The 12,831-nt window shown below is 71.1% G+C and carries 14 protein-coding genes and 1 pseudogene; 4 read left to right on the top strand and 11 right to left on the bottom strand.

The genetic code is table 11. The features are described 5' to 3' along the window. Window positions 1–19: 19 nt before the first annotated feature. The 3 genes and pseudogenes from E0500_RS22565 to E0500_RS22555 all read right to left on the bottom strand — a co-directional run. Window positions 20–1,723: pseudogene (locus tag E0500_RS22565) on the bottom strand (glycoside hydrolase family 9 protein); the annotation flags it as partial. A 543-nt stretch (window positions 1,724–2,266) separates the two neighbouring features. Continuing rightward, the gene (locus E0500_RS22560) at window positions 2,267–2,854 is read right to left on the bottom strand and encodes a TIGR03086 family metal-binding protein (RefSeq protein ID WP_131559868.1); all 588 of its coding nucleotides are present in this window, start codon (window positions 2,852–2,854) and stop codon (window positions 2,267–2,269) included. Continuing rightward, entirely contained in the window at window positions 2,851–3,156 is a 306-nt protein-coding gene (locus E0500_RS22555; protein ID WP_131559889.1) for a DUF6158 family protein, read from the bottom strand. Before E0500_RS22555 ends, E0500_RS22560 begins: the two co-directional genes overlap by 4 nt. 13 nt (window positions 3,157–3,169) lie before the next feature. Between E0500_RS22555 and E0500_RS22550 the strand changes: the two genes are divergently transcribed. Continuing rightward, complete coding sequence (locus tag E0500_RS22550; protein WP_131559866.1) at window positions 3,170–4,324, top strand: hypothetical protein; 1,155 nt, start codon at window positions 3,170–3,172, stop codon at window positions 4,322–4,324. A gap of 108 nt (window positions 4,325–4,432) precedes the next feature. Here E0500_RS22550 and E0500_RS22545 read toward each other — a convergent pair whose 3' ends face one another. Continuing rightward, window positions 4,433–6,052 carry an ABC-F family ATP-binding cassette domain-containing protein gene (locus E0500_RS22545; RefSeq protein WP_131559864.1) on the bottom strand — a complete coding sequence of 540 codons (1,620 nt, stop codon included), beginning with the start codon at window positions 6,050–6,052 and terminating at the stop codon, window positions 4,433–4,435. 120 nt (window positions 6,053–6,172) lie between these two features. On the opposite strand from E0500_RS22545, the gene E0500_RS22540 reads away from it, so the two are divergent. From E0500_RS22540 to E0500_RS22530, 3 genes are all read left to right on the top strand, one after another. Next, a complete protein-coding gene (locus E0500_RS22540) occupies window positions 6,173–7,708 on the top strand; it encodes a bifunctional phosphatase PAP2/diacylglycerol kinase family protein (protein ID WP_131559863.1) in 1,536 nt (511 codons plus the stop codon). Between the two features lie 121 nt (window positions 7,709–7,829). Continuing rightward, on the top strand, window positions 7,830–8,711 hold the full coding sequence (locus E0500_RS22535) for a class I SAM-dependent methyltransferase (protein WP_131559861.1): 882 nt from the start codon (window positions 7,830–7,832) through the stop codon (window positions 8,709–8,711). Between the two features lie 49 nt (window positions 8,712–8,760). Further along, window positions 8,761–8,931, top strand: coding sequence for a hydrophobic protein (locus tag E0500_RS22530; RefSeq protein ID WP_131559887.1), 171 nt, complete (start codon window positions 8,761–8,763; stop codon window positions 8,929–8,931). Between the two features lie 35 nt (window positions 8,932–8,966). Here E0500_RS22530 and E0500_RS22525 read toward each other — a convergent pair whose 3' ends face one another. Genes E0500_RS22525 through E0500_RS22495 form a run of 7 tightly spaced genes read right to left on the bottom strand, consistent with a single transcriptional unit; the run spans window position 8,967 to window position 12,817 of the window. After that, window positions 8,967–9,248 carry a gas vesicle protein K gene (locus E0500_RS22525; protein WP_131559859.1) on the bottom strand — a complete coding sequence of 94 codons (282 nt, stop codon included), beginning with the start codon at window positions 9,246–9,248 and terminating at the stop codon, window positions 8,967–8,969. 1 nt (window position 9,249) lies between these two features. Further along, on the bottom strand, window positions 9,250–9,438 hold the full coding sequence (locus E0500_RS22520; RefSeq protein WP_131559857.1) for a gas vesicle protein: 189 nt from the start codon (window positions 9,436–9,438) through the stop codon (window positions 9,250–9,252). Next, window positions 9,435–10,265: a GvpL/GvpF family gas vesicle protein gene (locus tag E0500_RS22515; RefSeq protein WP_131559855.1), complete on the bottom strand. Its 831-nt coding sequence runs from the start codon at window positions 10,263–10,265 to the stop codon at window positions 9,435–9,437. The genes E0500_RS22520 and E0500_RS22515 overlap by 4 nt, the downstream gene beginning before the upstream one ends. Then, the gene (gene gvpJ / locus E0500_RS22510; protein WP_131559853.1) at window positions 10,265–10,684 is read right to left on the bottom strand and encodes a gas vesicle protein; all 420 of its coding nucleotides are present in this window, start codon (window positions 10,682–10,684) and stop codon (window positions 10,265–10,267) included. Before gvpJ ends, E0500_RS22515 begins: the two co-directional genes overlap by 1 nt. After that, window positions 10,681–11,772: an SRPBCC family protein gene (locus E0500_RS22505; RefSeq protein WP_131559852.1), complete on the bottom strand. Its 1,092-nt coding sequence runs from the start codon at window positions 11,770–11,772 to the stop codon at window positions 10,681–10,683. The genes gvpJ and E0500_RS22505 overlap by 4 nt, the downstream gene beginning before the upstream one ends. Further along, window positions 11,769–12,494, bottom strand: coding sequence for a DNA primase (locus tag E0500_RS22500; RefSeq protein ID WP_131559850.1), 726 nt, complete (start codon window positions 12,492–12,494; stop codon window positions 11,769–11,771). Before E0500_RS22500 ends, E0500_RS22505 begins: the two co-directional genes overlap by 4 nt. After that, entirely contained in the window at window positions 12,491–12,817 is a 327-nt protein-coding gene (locus E0500_RS22495) for a gas vesicle protein GvpG (RefSeq protein ID WP_131559848.1), read from the bottom strand. Before E0500_RS22495 ends, E0500_RS22500 begins: the two co-directional genes overlap by 4 nt. Between the last annotated feature and the right edge of the window lie 14 nt (window positions 12,818–12,831).

The following is a 12,831-nucleotide window of genomic DNA, read 5'->3' as shown; positions in this document are numbered from 1 at the left end:
GTGGTCGCGGTGACGTCTGTCAGGCCGCCTTGTCGTCCAGGTACGAGGCCACCCACGCCAGCGGCGCGTTCCAGTTGATGGTGATCTCGTTCGTGGCAAAGGACTCGATGTCGTCCAGGTAGCACTTCGCCGGGGCGCAGCCCTTGAGCTTGGTCTGGGCGACCGGGTCGTCGAGCGAGGAGTTCGGACCGCCCGCCACGGCGCCGGGGGCCGGCTGCGGCAGCTTGGGGTCCTTCTGCTTGGCCCAGAAGCGGTGGTGCTGGTTGTGCGCGTACCGCTCGCCGTAGCCGGTGACGTACGACATGCCCATCGGGTTGCGGCCCAGGATGTAGTCCATGCCACTCGTCACGGCATCGCGGTACTTGGTGTCACCGGTGATGTCGCCGGCGGTGGCGAGGACGACCATGTTGTTCAGCACCTGACCGTTGGAGCCCCACTGGTAGCGGCCTCCGTCGGGGGCGTACGGGACGCCGAACGCGGCCTTGCGGGCATCGGCGGCGTAGCGGTCGGCGGCCTGGGTGACGGTCTTCTTCACGGCCTTGGTCTCGGCCTCGCCCAGCTTGTTCGGCACGGTGGCCAGGTCCAGGGCGCCGAGCCCGCCGACCGACTGCCAGGAGACGCCGGTGCTCGGGAAGAGCGCCTTGCTGTCGTTGTGGAGGGGGGAGTCCAGGACGGCCTCGCGGTACTCCTTGTCGCCGGTCGTGATGAACAGCTCGGCCGCGGCCCAGTAGAACTCGTCCTTGACGTCGTAGTCGCTGTAGGCACCGCCGCCGGTGGCGTCGCCCGGGTCGGCGAACATCTTCGGGTTGGCCTTCGCGGCGTCCCAGGCGGCGCGCGCCGCCTGAAGGGACTTGGCGGCGAACTTCGCGTCGTACGGCTCGAAGAGGCGCGCGGCCTGGGCGGCGGTGGCGGCCAGGTTGAGGGTGGCGGCGGTGGACGGGGCGTGCAGCTCTCGCTTGCCGGCGCTCTTGTCGGCCCGCAGCGGCAGTTCGGACCACTGGGCGTCGTGGATCTTGTGGTGGGCCATGCCCGCGAGCTTCTGGCCCTTGGGCACCTGCATCTTCAGCAGGAAGTCCATCTCCCAGCGCGCCTCGTCGAGGATGTCCGGCACCTTATTGCCGTGCTCGGGCACGAGGAGCCGGCCGTCGCCGAGGGCCTTGCCGTCGGCGCCCTTGGTGTGCAGGGTGCGCTCGTAGGAGGACATCAGCTGGGCGACGGAAATACCGCCGTTGACGACGTACTTGCCGTAGTCACCCGCGTCGTACCAGCCGCCGCTGACGTCCAGGGTGTAGTCGCAGCCCATCGGCTGGCAGGGGACCTTCTGGTCACTGGAGGCCGCACCGTCGACGTGGCCGGCGGGGCGGGCGTACTCCTTGCCGACGAGGCCGGCGTCGATCTTGATACCGCTTCGGTTCTGGTAGAAGTACGCGAGTGAATCGGTGCGCAGCTGCGAGTAGACGTTGTCGTCGATGGCGAAGGGCTCGCTCTTCTGACCGGCGATGGTGACGGTGTAGCCCTTACCGCTCTTGGTGACCTTGCTGAAGTCGAAGGTGTGGACGTTCTCGCCGGAGGACGGGTCGACACCGGCGGGCACGGTCATCCCCTTGGCCACCTCCTTGCCGCCCGCGTCCTTGAGGGACCAGGACAGTGGCGTCTTGGCCTTGGTCACGACCGTGCCCTTCTTCGGGCTCTCGGTCTGGTACCCGACCTGGTTCACCTGCACGGTCGGGGCGGGGCCGGTCTTGGAGGCGGCCGGCTTGGACAGCTGCGGCGCGACGGCAGCGGCGGCCGAACCGGATTCCGAGTCGAAACCGTCGGCAATGGTGGGGACGGCGACAGCGCCGACCACGACACCGGCGACGGTCGCGACCGCCAGCTTGCGGCGTCCGCCACTGTTCAGCCGGTCCAGCACATGGGCCATACGGGGGAGCGGGCGAGGCACCAGGAGGTTCCTTCCGAGGTGGGGGGCAGGAAATCCGCGGTCTTCCAACCGCCGCACCGACTGTAGGAGCGGAACCTGGCCGTAATCGCCGTACGCGTGAGCGAAGTTGAGAACCTTCAATTGAACGAAAAGCGCGTACCTCAATTGAGGTACGCGCCTGGGGGGCACCCGTCAGAACGGGTACGGAACGATCTTCAGAGAGGCAGACAGCCACTCTTTGCAAACGTGCTATGACAGGGGGTGATGCATGACCGCCGGACCCCACGGTGGAGGGATGCGGTCAGACCGCGGAAAGACGGAGGCGGGCCCTGCGCCGGACAGACCCTAGGGCCGCCGCCCGAGCAGGCAGAGCAGCTTCGTCTGCACGTCCGAGCCGGGCGGGGGTTCCACCGGCTCCGCGAACTGGCCGCTCTTCGCCAACTCGGCAGCGTACGGCGTCACTTCGCGCACCGTGAACTGCAGCAGGCCGTCCGGCAGCCGCTCGTCGGCTCCGATGGCGCGCGACAGGTCCCAGCTGTGGACGACGAGATCGGCGACCATCTGTCCGCAGTAGTCGGCGGCCGGGGTGTCGCCGTGCGAGAGGTGGACGGTGCGGTCGAGCGCGCCCGGCGCGGTGAACGCCTCGTGGGTGACGCGGGCCGCCGTGTCCCAGGAGGCCGCCGGGTCGGAGCCGAGCATGTCGCCGTCGAAGGTGTCGCCGACCTCCTCGATCATGCAGCCGTGGAGCACCAGCGGCGACGCCCACAGCTGCTCGGAGACGAGATGGTTGACGAGATCGCGCACCGTCCACTCGGCGCAGGGCGTGCCCGCCTCCCACTGGTCGTCACGGACGGCGTGAGCGAGCGCGCCGAACAGGTCGAGGGCCTCCTCCAGCCGGGTGAGCAGCGGGTTCCTTTCGGCCGTGCCGGTCATGACTCAGCGAGTTTCCGGCACCGCGCGCCCTGACGCGTGCGTCCGGCTGCCACCGGGCGGCGGGGATTGCGGCGCAGGTACTCGCCCTCCAGCTGCGCCATGCGCATGTTGTGGGCACGCAGCGCGTCGTTCGATCCGTAGAGCAGCGTGTCATGGCGTGTGCGGTGGATCGTCTCCAGCTCTTTCATCAGCTGCTGGTCGTCCAGCCGGACCGGGTCGACTCCGTTCATGGTGGTACCCCACTCGTCGTGTCCTTCGGTGCCGTCCGGGTACCCGCCCGGCAAGCGGTACCCGAGTGGCATCCGGGAGGGAGCCATGGATCTCGCCTTTCTGCATCCACTCTACGAACATCCGGGGCCCTGGGCCTCTGTCTATGTCGACACGTCCTCGCACACGGAGTCCACTCCTCACGAGCGTTCCCTGGTGGCCGCGGCCGTCTCCCGGGAGCTCGCCGCCCAGGGTGCCGACGAGCCGACCCGGTCGGCCGTGCACCGGGCGGTGGACGAGCTGCGCCACTCCTCCGAGCCGCACGGCCGGGCCTTCTTCGCCAGGTCGGGCGAGGTGGTGCTGGATCCGCCGCTCGCGCACGCGCCGCCGGGTACCTCGGCGCACTGGGCTCCGCTGCCGCGCACCACCCCACTGCTGGAGCTGGCCGGAGAGGACGCGGTGTGTGTGGTGGCGTACGTGGACCGGCGGGGCGCCGAGTTCGAGCTGCGGGGCTCGCGGGGCAGCCAGGACGTGGGGGCGGTGGCCGGCCGGCAGTGGCCCGTACTCCTGCCCGCACTGCGTGCGGGGCCCGGCCGCCGCCGGTTGTCCCCCACTGCGTCAGGGGCGTGGGGGGACCCCGGGCGGCACTTCCAGCTGCGGGTGGAGAACACCTGGGAGCACAACGCGGCGGAGATCGCCGACGCGCTCGCCGTGTGCCAGGAGGAGACCCGGGCCGACCTGCTGGTCCTCGTCGGCGAGGTGCGCGAGCGGCACGCCGTGCGGGAGCGGCTTCCGCAGCGGCTGCACGACCTCGTGGTGGAGACCCGGCAGGGCACGGGCAGCCGGCTGCTGGACGAGGACGTGGAGCGGGCGCGGGCCGAGCACGTGCACCGGCGGGCCGCGGCGGAGCTGGCGCGGTTCCTGGCGGCGCGGTCCCCGGACGCCGAGGGGCGCACGGCCGCCGTGGAGGGCGTTCCCGCCCTGGTGGAGGCGGCCCGGGAGCACCGTATCGACGAGCTGCTGGTCCGCCCGGCCGGGCCCGACGCGCACCACGAGGTGTGGATCGGCGAGGCCCCGGACCAGCTGGCGGTCCGGCGCACGGACCTGAGGACGCCGGGCGATCAGCGCTCGTGGGCGTCCCGTGCGGACGACGCCCTGCTGCGCTCCGCGGTCGCGACGGACGCCCCGGCACTCTCGGTGACGGCCGCCGCTGCGGGGGAGGCGCCCGAGGGTGGACTGGGGGCTCTGCTGCGCTGGGCGTGACCCGCTGCTGCCATCGAAGGCCCTGATCAAGGCTTGACCAGGGCCTTGATCAGGGCCTTGATCAGGGCGGGCCTTGATCAGGGCCTTGCCCAGGGAGTTACTCAATGCTTATCTGACGCGGTCCACCCTCCGCTCATCCCACACCGGCTCCGGTGTCTCGCGTACGCGGCCGTCGGAGCCGAAGACGAGATAGCGATCGAACGAACGAGCGAACCAGCGGTCGTGGGTGACCGCGAGGACCGTGCCCTCGAAGGCCTCCAGGCCTTCCTGGAGTGCCTCGGCGGACTCCAGGTCCAGGTTGTCCGTCGGCTCGTCCAGCAGCAGCGCGGTGGCGCCCTCCAGCTCCAGGAGCAGGATCTGGAAGCGGGCCTGCTGGCCGCCGGAGAGGCGGTCGAAACGCTGCTCGGCCTGGCCCGTCAGCTCGTAGCGGCGCAGCCGGGACATGGCGGCGCCACGGTCCTGGGCGTGCTCCTTCCACAGGATGTCGAGCAGAGTGCGTCCCTGCAGCTCGGGGTGGGAGTGGGTCTGCGCGAAGTGGCCGGGCACGACCCGGGCGCCCAGCTTCCACTCCCCCGTGTGCGCCACGTGGTCGCCCGCGAGCAGGCGCAGGAAGTGCGACTTGCCGGAACCGTTGGAGCCGAGGACCGCGACGCGTTCGCCGTAGAAGACCTCCAGGTCGAAGGGTTTCATCAGCCCGGTGAGCTCGAGCCGCGCGCAGGTGACGGCCCGCACGCCGGTGCGGCCGCCCTTGAGCCGCATCCTGATGTCCTGCTCGCGCGGCGGCTCCGGCGGCGGTCCGGCCTCCTCGAACTTGCGCAGCCGGGTCTGGGCGGCGCGATAGCGGGAGGCCAGTTCGGCGCTGTTCTCGGCCGCCTGACGCAGCGTCAGCACGAGCTTCTTCAGCTGGGCGTGCTTCTCGTCCCAGCGGCGGCGCAACTCCTCGAACCGCGCGAAGCGTTCACGACGCGCCTCGTGGTACGTGGCGAACCCGCCGCCGTGCACCCATGCGTCCGCGCCCGCCGGGCCCGGTTCCACGCTCACGATCTTCTCGGCGGCACGGGCCAGCAGCTCACGGTCGTGCGAGACGAAGAGCACGGTCTTGCGGGTCTCCTTCAGCCGCTCCTCCAGCCAGCGCTTGCCGGGGACGTCGAGATAGTTGTCGGGCTCATCGAGTAGCAGCACCTCGTCGGTACCACGCAGCAGGGCCTCCAGCACGAGCCGTTTCTGCTCCCCGCCGGACAGGGTGCTCACCTGCCGCCACTGCGCCTTCTCGTACGGCACGCCGAGCGCCGCCGTGGTGCAGATGTCCCAGAGCGTCTCCGCCTCGTATCCGCGCGCCTCGGCCCAGTCGGCGAGGGCCTGCGCGTACTGGAGCTGGGAGGCCTCGTCGTCCACGGTCATGATGGCGTGCTCGGCGGCGTCGACGACCCGGGCCGCCTCCCGGACGCGCGGCGGCGCCACGGACACGAGCAAGTCCCGGACGGTCGTCTCGTCCCGCACGGACCCCACGAACTGCCGCATCACACCCAGGCCGCCGCTCACCCCCACGCTCCCGCCATGAGGCTTCAACTCGCCCGAGAGCAGCCGCAACAGCGTGGTCTTCCCGGCGCCGTTGGGCCCGACGAGGGCGACGACGGCCCCTTCGCCGACCCGGAACGACACATCGCCGAGCAGCGTCCTCCCGTCGGGGAGGTGGTACTCCAGGTGAGCGGCTTCCAGATGTCCCATGAGCAGGCATTGTCCGAGCCCTCCGTACCACCGGGCAAGCACTTTTTCGAGGGGCGCGCGACCGCTCCCGGGGCGACCCCGACTTGACACGAGGTGGCTGCCCTGGGGTACCCGTGCCCCATGAGCCCAGATGTCGATCTCACCGTCCGCCCCCCGGGGCACCACATCCTCAGGGACCGTTTCCTGGCAGCGGACACCCGTCTGTTCGAGGCGGTGGCGGCCCGTCACTGGCCGGGGGCCGGCCCGGTACTGCCCCGGCTGAGCCGTGCCGCGAACCACGGGGTGCTGTGGTTCGCCACGGCGGCGGCCCTCGCCGCGACCCGGAGCCCGAGGGCCCGGCGGGCGGCCACCCGGGGTCTGGCGTCGCTCGCCCTCGCCTCGGCGACGATCAACACCGTCGGCAAGCGTTCGGTCCGCCGCCCCCGTCCACTCCTCGACAACGTCCCGATGCTCCGGCAGCTGAAGCGGCAGCCGATCACCACGTCGTTCCCGTCGGGGCACTCGGCGTCCGCGGCGGCGTTCGCGACGGGTGTCGCCCTGGAGTCCCGCGGCTGGGGTGCGGCCGTCGCGCCGGTGGCGGCCGCGGTCGCACTGTCCCGCGTGTACACGGGCGTGCACTTCCCGAGCGACGTCCTGGTGGGCGCCGCCCTCGGCGTGGGCGCCGCCTACGCCGTACGCGGCCTCGCGCCGACCCGCGACCTGCTCCCGCCCCCCGGACGTCCGGGGTCCCCGAAGCTCTCGACTCCGCTCTACCAGGGAGGTACCCCCATCGCTCCCGCCCTGCCCGACGGCGAGGGCCTGGTCGTGGTGGCGGGCGGGGGCGCGGCGACCGTGGACCACGTGAGCGCGCTGCTGGACGCCCTCCCCCGCGCCGAGGCCGTGGAGTGCGAACCGGACGACGTGCGGACCGAGTTGGAGAAAGCGGCGACGCGCGCCCAGGTGCTGGGCGTGTGCGGCGGCGACGGCGCGGTGAACGCGGCGGCGGAGGTGGCCCTGCGGCACGGCCTCCCCCTCGCCGTCCTCCCCGGCGGCACGCGCGACCACTTCGCGCGGGACCTGGGTCTCGAGGACGTACGGGATCTCGCCCGGGCGGTGCGCGCCGGGGACGCGGTCCGCGTGGACGTGGGGCGGTTCTCCTCCGGTGACCAGGAGGGTGTGTTCCTCAGCATGTGCAGTCTGGGCGTCTATCCGCAGCTGGCGCGTGAACGCGAACGCTGGTCGCGGCTGATCGGCGGCCGGCCGGCCGACGTGCTCGGCGCGGCACGCGTCCTGCGCGGGGACCACCACCCGCTGCGGGCCAGGTTCCAGGACCGGACGCGCCCGCTGTGGCTGCTGTTCGCCGGCAACGGCACGTACCACCGCACAGGCCCCGTCCCCGGGCGCCGCCACGACCTCGCCGACGGTCTGCTCGACGTCCGTGTGGTGCACGGCGGCGGCCACCCTGCCCTGCGCCTGCTCGCCGCCGCCGCGACGGGCCCGCTCACACGGTCCCCGCTCCACGCTGCGATACGCGTCCCCCGCCTGCACCTGGACCGCATCACCCCGGGCACTCTCCTCGCCTACGACGGTGAAGTCACCCAAATCTCGGGCGACTTGACGCTGAGCAAGCTCCCGGAGGCGCTGACGGTCTACCAGCCACGGTCCACCGACAGCTGACACGCGCTGACCACATAGCAAGACGAGGGTCTCAATATTCGACATGCGGGCGTACGGTGCCCAGTACTGCCCCACGGAGCGACGAGCTCCATGGGGCCCGTACGCGACAAGGGGACCGGTCATGTCGAAGCCGCGGGAGACCGCCGTCTACACGCACGGACACCACGAGTCCGTGCTGCGCTCGCACACCTGGCGGACGGCCGCCAACTCGGCGGCCTACCTCCTCGGCTCGCTCCGACCCCATATGAAGGTCCTGGACATCGGCTGCGGCCCGGGCACGATCACCGCGGACCTGGCCGAGCTGGTGCCGGACGGGCATGTCACCGGCGTGGACCGCGCGCCGGGCATCCTGGACCAGGCGCGGGCCACCGCGGCCGAGCGGGGCCTGACGAACGTCGACTTCGCGGTGGCGGACGTGCACGCGCTGGACTACCCGGACGACACCTTCTGTGTGGTCCACGCCCACCAGGTGCTCCAGCACGTGGGCGATCCGGTGCGGGCCCTGCGCGAGATGATCCGGGTGACGAAGCCGGGCGGGTACGTCGCGGTCCGGGACGCGGACTACGCGGCGATGGCCTGGTTCCCGCTGTCGCCGGGCCTGGAGGACTGGCTGGACCTGTACCGGAGGGTCGCCCGCGCCAACGGCGGCGAGCCCGACGCGGGGCGGCGGCTGCGGTCCTGGGCACTGCGGGCCGGTCTCACCGGCATCACCACCACGTCCACCACCTGGACGTTCGCCACGGCCGAGGAGCGGGCCTGGTGGAGCGGGCTGTGGGCGGACCGGACCCTGGCCTCCGCCTACGCCGGGCGCGCCACGGAGGGCGGCCACGCGACGCCGGAGGAGCTCCGGGCGGTGTCCGAGGCGTGGCGGGAATGGGGGCGGCAGGAGGACGGCTGGTTCTCCGTTCTGCACGGGGAGGTTCTGTGCCGGAAGCCGAAAGCCGAAAGCCGGAAGGCCGGGCGGCCGGAAAGCCAGCGGGCCGGAAGTGACTCCGCCTGCTGAGGCCTGATCCCGGGAATCCGGGTCACTCGAAAAGCAGGAGGTGGTCGGAATGGTAGCCGTCCTGCTCGTCCTGCTTCTGGCCCTGATTCTCTTCGGCGTCGGATTCGCGGTGAAGGCACTCTGGTGGCTCGCCCTCATTGTTTTCGTGATCTGGCTGCTGGGTTTCCTCATGCGCGGCACGAGCGCCACGGGCGGCCGGGGTCGCTGGTACCGCTGGTAGGGGCTCAGCCCATCACGGGTCGGCCCCGGGAGGCGTCAGTTCCTCGGAAGCAGTGGTCCGAGCGGTCCGAGGTCCAGGTTCAGGTCCTCGGGCCGCAGGCCGTAACGGTCGCGCAACTCGCCCATGCGGTCCTCCAGCAGCATCAGGGTGAGCCCGATGCGCTCCTCCTGTTCCTCGGTCAGCTCACCCGTGTCGAACCGGCGCACGGCCTGCCGTTCCATGAGCTGACGGAGCAGCTCGACGACGGTCAGGACGAGTTTCACGAGATCGCGCTCCACCGTGTCGGGTTCGAGGTCGAGGCGGTTCCTGCCGGTCACTTCACTCCAACTCCCCCCAGGGTGCGGGGACCTGTTTGTTCACCGAGCTGATGAGCGCGTTGAGGTCGATGCGGACGAGGTCGACGTCCGCGATGCGCAGGGTGAGGTCGCCGGTGATGACGACCCCGCCCGCGAGCAGCCGGTCGAGCAGGTCGACGAGGGCGATCTCACGGCGTTCGACGACGGTCACGCGTCCTCCTCCTCGGGCTTCGCGGGCTCCTCGGACTCCGCGGACGCCTCGGACTTCTCGTGCTCCTCGGTGAACGAGTAGGCGGCCCAGGGGCCGGTGAGTTCTACGCGCAGTCCGGGGGCGTCGTCCTTCGTACGGTCCACGGCTTCCACGAATTCCTCGGAACTTCCGCGCGGGACCAGATAAGCGGCGTTCAGCACGTTCCGGCCTGCGGATCCGGAAAGCGTGGGGTTCTGTGGCGGGTGCAACCGGAAATCCTCGGCACGGCCGGAAAGAGTTTCGTGCAGTCGACTGGAGAACGCCTCGGCCTTCTGCCACATATCCTCGTGGGACCTGCTGCGCATGCGCCGCTGTCGTAGGTAGTCACGCCCGGACGCGGCTCTCTCCTGCGGGCGGTCGGCCTCGGCGGCGCGGGCAGCCTCGGCGGCCTCGGGGTCGAGGTAGACCTTGACGCCCCACTCCACCCGGCCCTCCAGCCGGTCCAGGCTCCGCCGGAAGGCGGCCTCGCGGGCCTCCATCATGACGCGGACACCGCTGTCGTCCCGGAAGACGGTGCCGAGCCGGAGCGGCAGGGGCGTGGTGACCGCGGTGAGCGCGTCGATCACGCCCTGGTGGCCACGGGCGGTGGCGGCCAGCCAGTCCAGGTCCTCCAGGTGCGCCTTGAGGGGATCCTCGGCGAAGTCGCGCTCCGGCACCTCGCTGACGACGGCGATCAGGCCGTGGTGGGGCAGGAGCTTCGGCGGCGCGCCCGCGACCCCGGTCAGCTGGGCCTTCAGCGCGCCGTCGAAGGGGCGGCACACGGCGTAGACGTACCGCAGTCCGGCCATCAGGACTCCTCCTCCTGCGGACGGCTCCGCTCGCGCTCGCTCTCGCTCTGCTCCAGTGACGGTCCGGCCCGGGAGCGGCCACGGCCATCCAGCAACGCCTCACTCTCCGGGCGCCCCTCGTCGAGTGCGGCGATCCGGGCGCGCAACTCGGCGTTCTCGCGGGTGAGTTCCTCGCGGCGCGCCCGGGAGGACAGCATCGGATCGGTCTCCCACCAGTCGATGCCCATCTCCTTCGCCTTGTCCACGGAGGCGACGATGAGGCGCAGCTTGATGGTGAGCAGTTCGATGTCGAGCAGGTTGATACGGATATCTCCCGCGATCACCAGCCCCTTGTCGAGCACACGTTCGAGTATGTCGGCCAGGTTGGCACTTCCTCCACTCTGGCCGTACGGCTCCGGGGCCCGGCTGGGGAACGTCATCGCCGGCTCCCGCTCACAGCGGCCCGGTCCTCGTCCTCTTCTTCCTCGTACTCCTCCTCGGGCTCCTCCTCGGCTGCGTCTTCAGGTGCCTCGCCCTCGGGGGCCTCCTCGCCGCCCTCGTACTCCTCGCCCTCCTCATAGTCCTCGGGCTCCTCGGGCTCCTCGGTCTCTTCTCCCTCCTCGTACTCCTCCTCCGCCACCGCGTCCTCGTGGCTGCGGACGACGTCGCCGTCGCGGATCTCGCCGCGCCAGCCGTCCTCCGCCTCGCCGCGCAGCGTGATGAAGCGGGCGAAGTTCTTGAGGTCGAGCCGGGCCCGGCGGCCCTGGGCGCGCCAGATGTTGCCGGTCTTCTCGAAGAACCCCGACGGGTAGTACTCGATCAACAGCAGGACGCGGGTGAGGTTCTCGCCGAGGCGGTGGAAGGAGACCACGCCCTTCGTGGTGCCCTTCGCACCCTCGGACACCCACGAGATCCGGTCGTCGGGCACCTGCTCGGTGGTGTGGGCCTTCCAGCTGCGGTTGGACCACCAGACCTTGAGCTGCCAGTCGGAGTGCGTGTCGTCGTCGCGCCGTGCGCTCTTCACTCCCTTGGCGAAGGTGCTGAAGGTCTGGTACTGGGTCCACTGGTCGTAGGCGGTGCGCACCGGCACACCGATGTCGATGGACTCGATGATGACCGTGGGCTTGTGGCCCGCCCTGCCCTTGCCCTTGTCCTTGCCGCCGCCCAGGTTCTTCAGGGCACCGACCACGTTCTCCTTGGCCCGGCCGGCGCCGAGCTCCAGGGCAGAGCGCAGCGGCCCCTTGCCCTCGATGAGCTTTCGGCCGCCGTCGAGGGCGAGTCTGCCGAGACCGGGGCTTTTGCCCTCGGCGATGTCGTTGAGCTTCACGGTCGCCTGCCCGAGCCTGTGCCCGGCGCCCACGAGCAGACGTTGGGCCTGGGCGGCCAGATACTCCTGGGCCTCGGCCTTGAGATGGTCGACGGCAGGGCTGTGGGCCAGACCGGCGAGCGGGGTCTCCTTCGCCCCGTTCCCGGCCGAGTCGGCAGCGTTCTTCGCCCGCCCGGTCACCGAACCGACGGTGTCAGTCATCGTCCCCGCCTCCTCTCACGCCCCGCCTCCCGTGTGTCCTTGCGCGGGGCCGCCTGAGCGGCGGCCGTCCTCTTGCCGGACCCCTTCTGCGCGGTGGTCCTGCGGCCCGCAGTCTTCTTCGCGGCCGGCTTCTTCGCCGAGGCCTTCTCCGCGGCCGGCGTCCTGGCCGACTTCCTGGCCGCGGCTTTCCTTGCCGTGCCTGCCCTCGCCGCGCCCTTCCTCTCCACGCCTTTCCTGGCCGACGGCTCCTCCTCGCGCCCCTCCTCGGACTCTTCCTCCGGCCCCTCGTACGCGTCCCGCGCCTCCCCCTCGTCCCGCTCCTCGCGCTCGCGGGGCTCTTCCTCGGTCTCCTCGATCTCGTCCCGCTCCTCCTCGGCATCGGCACCGGGCACGTCCGGGGTCACCTCCGCCGCGAGCTGCTCGCGTACCTGGGCCGTCCGTCCGTGCAGCCGGTCGGCGAGTCCGTCGATCTGCCGTTCGAGCAAGGCGCCGGTGGCCGCCTGGCCCGCACCGCGCGCGTCCTCGCGGAGCTGATCACTGATCTCCTTGAGCTGCGGATTGTTCTGCAGCTGCTGGGACGCCAGATCCGCGAGCGCCCGGGGGCTCAGGTGCATCCGCTTGCCGGCCACGAGGGTGCCGAGCGCGAACGCGAGCTTCATCTTCTTCGTCCGTCCGAGGACGTATCCGGCCCCGACGGCGAGGCCCAGTCCCACGCGATTCATCCTGTCGTCCCCTCGCCTGTCGTACCCCCGCCGGTTCCTTCACCCGTTCCTCCGCCAGTTCCTCCGACGGCTCCTCCGCCCGTTACCGCCCTCCAGTTCAGAGCGATCTCCAGCCGGTCCAGGAGTTCGTCCTCCAGCCGGTCGAACTCGTCCTCATCGATCTCGCCCGCGTCGAGCAACTGCTCAAGCCGGGCGAGTTCGGCACGCACAGCGGCCGGGTCGTAGTACTGGCGCTCGGCCTCGTCCAGTACCTGCCTCACCACCCGGAGGCTGCCGCGGACCGGTGCGAACGGCAGCAGCAGCACCTCACTGATCAGTCCCATGACCGCACCTCACC

The organism is Streptomyces sp. KM273126, assembly GCF_004337435.2.
GTDB lineage: Bacteria > Actinomycetota > Actinomycetes > Streptomycetales > Streptomycetaceae > Streptomyces > Streptomyces acidicola.
The sequence above is the reverse complement of the archived record's forward strand: the minus strand, read 5'-3'. Positions and strand labels throughout refer to the sequence as shown.

Coding starts and splice junctions, on each gene's coding strand:
- E0500_RS22500 (WP_131559850.1), bottom strand. CDS start 12,494: ATGAATCGCGTGGGACTGGGCCTCGCCGTCGGGGCCGGATACGTCCTC.
- E0500_RS22515 (WP_131559855.1), bottom strand. CDS start 10,265: ATGGCCGGACTGCGGTACGTCTACGCCGTGTGCCGCCCCTTCGACGGC.
- gvpJ (WP_131559853.1), bottom strand. CDS start 10,684: ATGACGTTCCCCAGCCGGGCCCCGGAGCCGTACGGCCAGAGTGGAGGA.
- E0500_RS22560 (WP_131559868.1), bottom strand. CDS start 2,854: ATGACCGGCACGGCCGAAAGGAACCCGCTGCTCACCCGGCTGGAGGAG.
- E0500_RS22550 (WP_131559866.1), top strand. CDS start 3,170: ATGGATCTCGCCTTTCTGCATCCACTCTACGAACATCCGGGGCCCTGG.
- E0500_RS22530 (WP_131559887.1), top strand. CDS start 8,761: ATGGTAGCCGTCCTGCTCGTCCTGCTTCTGGCCCTGATTCTCTTCGGC.
- E0500_RS22495 (WP_131559848.1), bottom strand. CDS start 12,817: ATGGGACTGATCAGTGAGGTGCTGCTGCTGCCGTTCGCACCGGTCCGC.
- E0500_RS22545 (WP_131559864.1), bottom strand. CDS start 6,052: ATGGGACATCTGGAAGCCGCTCACCTGGAGTACCACCTCCCCGACGGG.
- E0500_RS22505 (WP_131559852.1), bottom strand. CDS start 11,772: ATGACTGACACCGTCGGTTCGGTGACCGGGCGGGCGAAGAACGCTGCC.
- E0500_RS22555 (WP_131559889.1), bottom strand. CDS start 3,156: ATGCCACTCGGGTACCGCTTGCCGGGCGGGTACCCGGACGGCACCGAA.
- E0500_RS22535 (WP_131559861.1), top strand. CDS start 7,830: ATGTCGAAGCCGCGGGAGACCGCCGTCTACACGCACGGACACCACGAG.
- E0500_RS22540 (WP_131559863.1), top strand. CDS start 6,173: ATGAGCCCAGATGTCGATCTCACCGTCCGCCCCCCGGGGCACCACATC.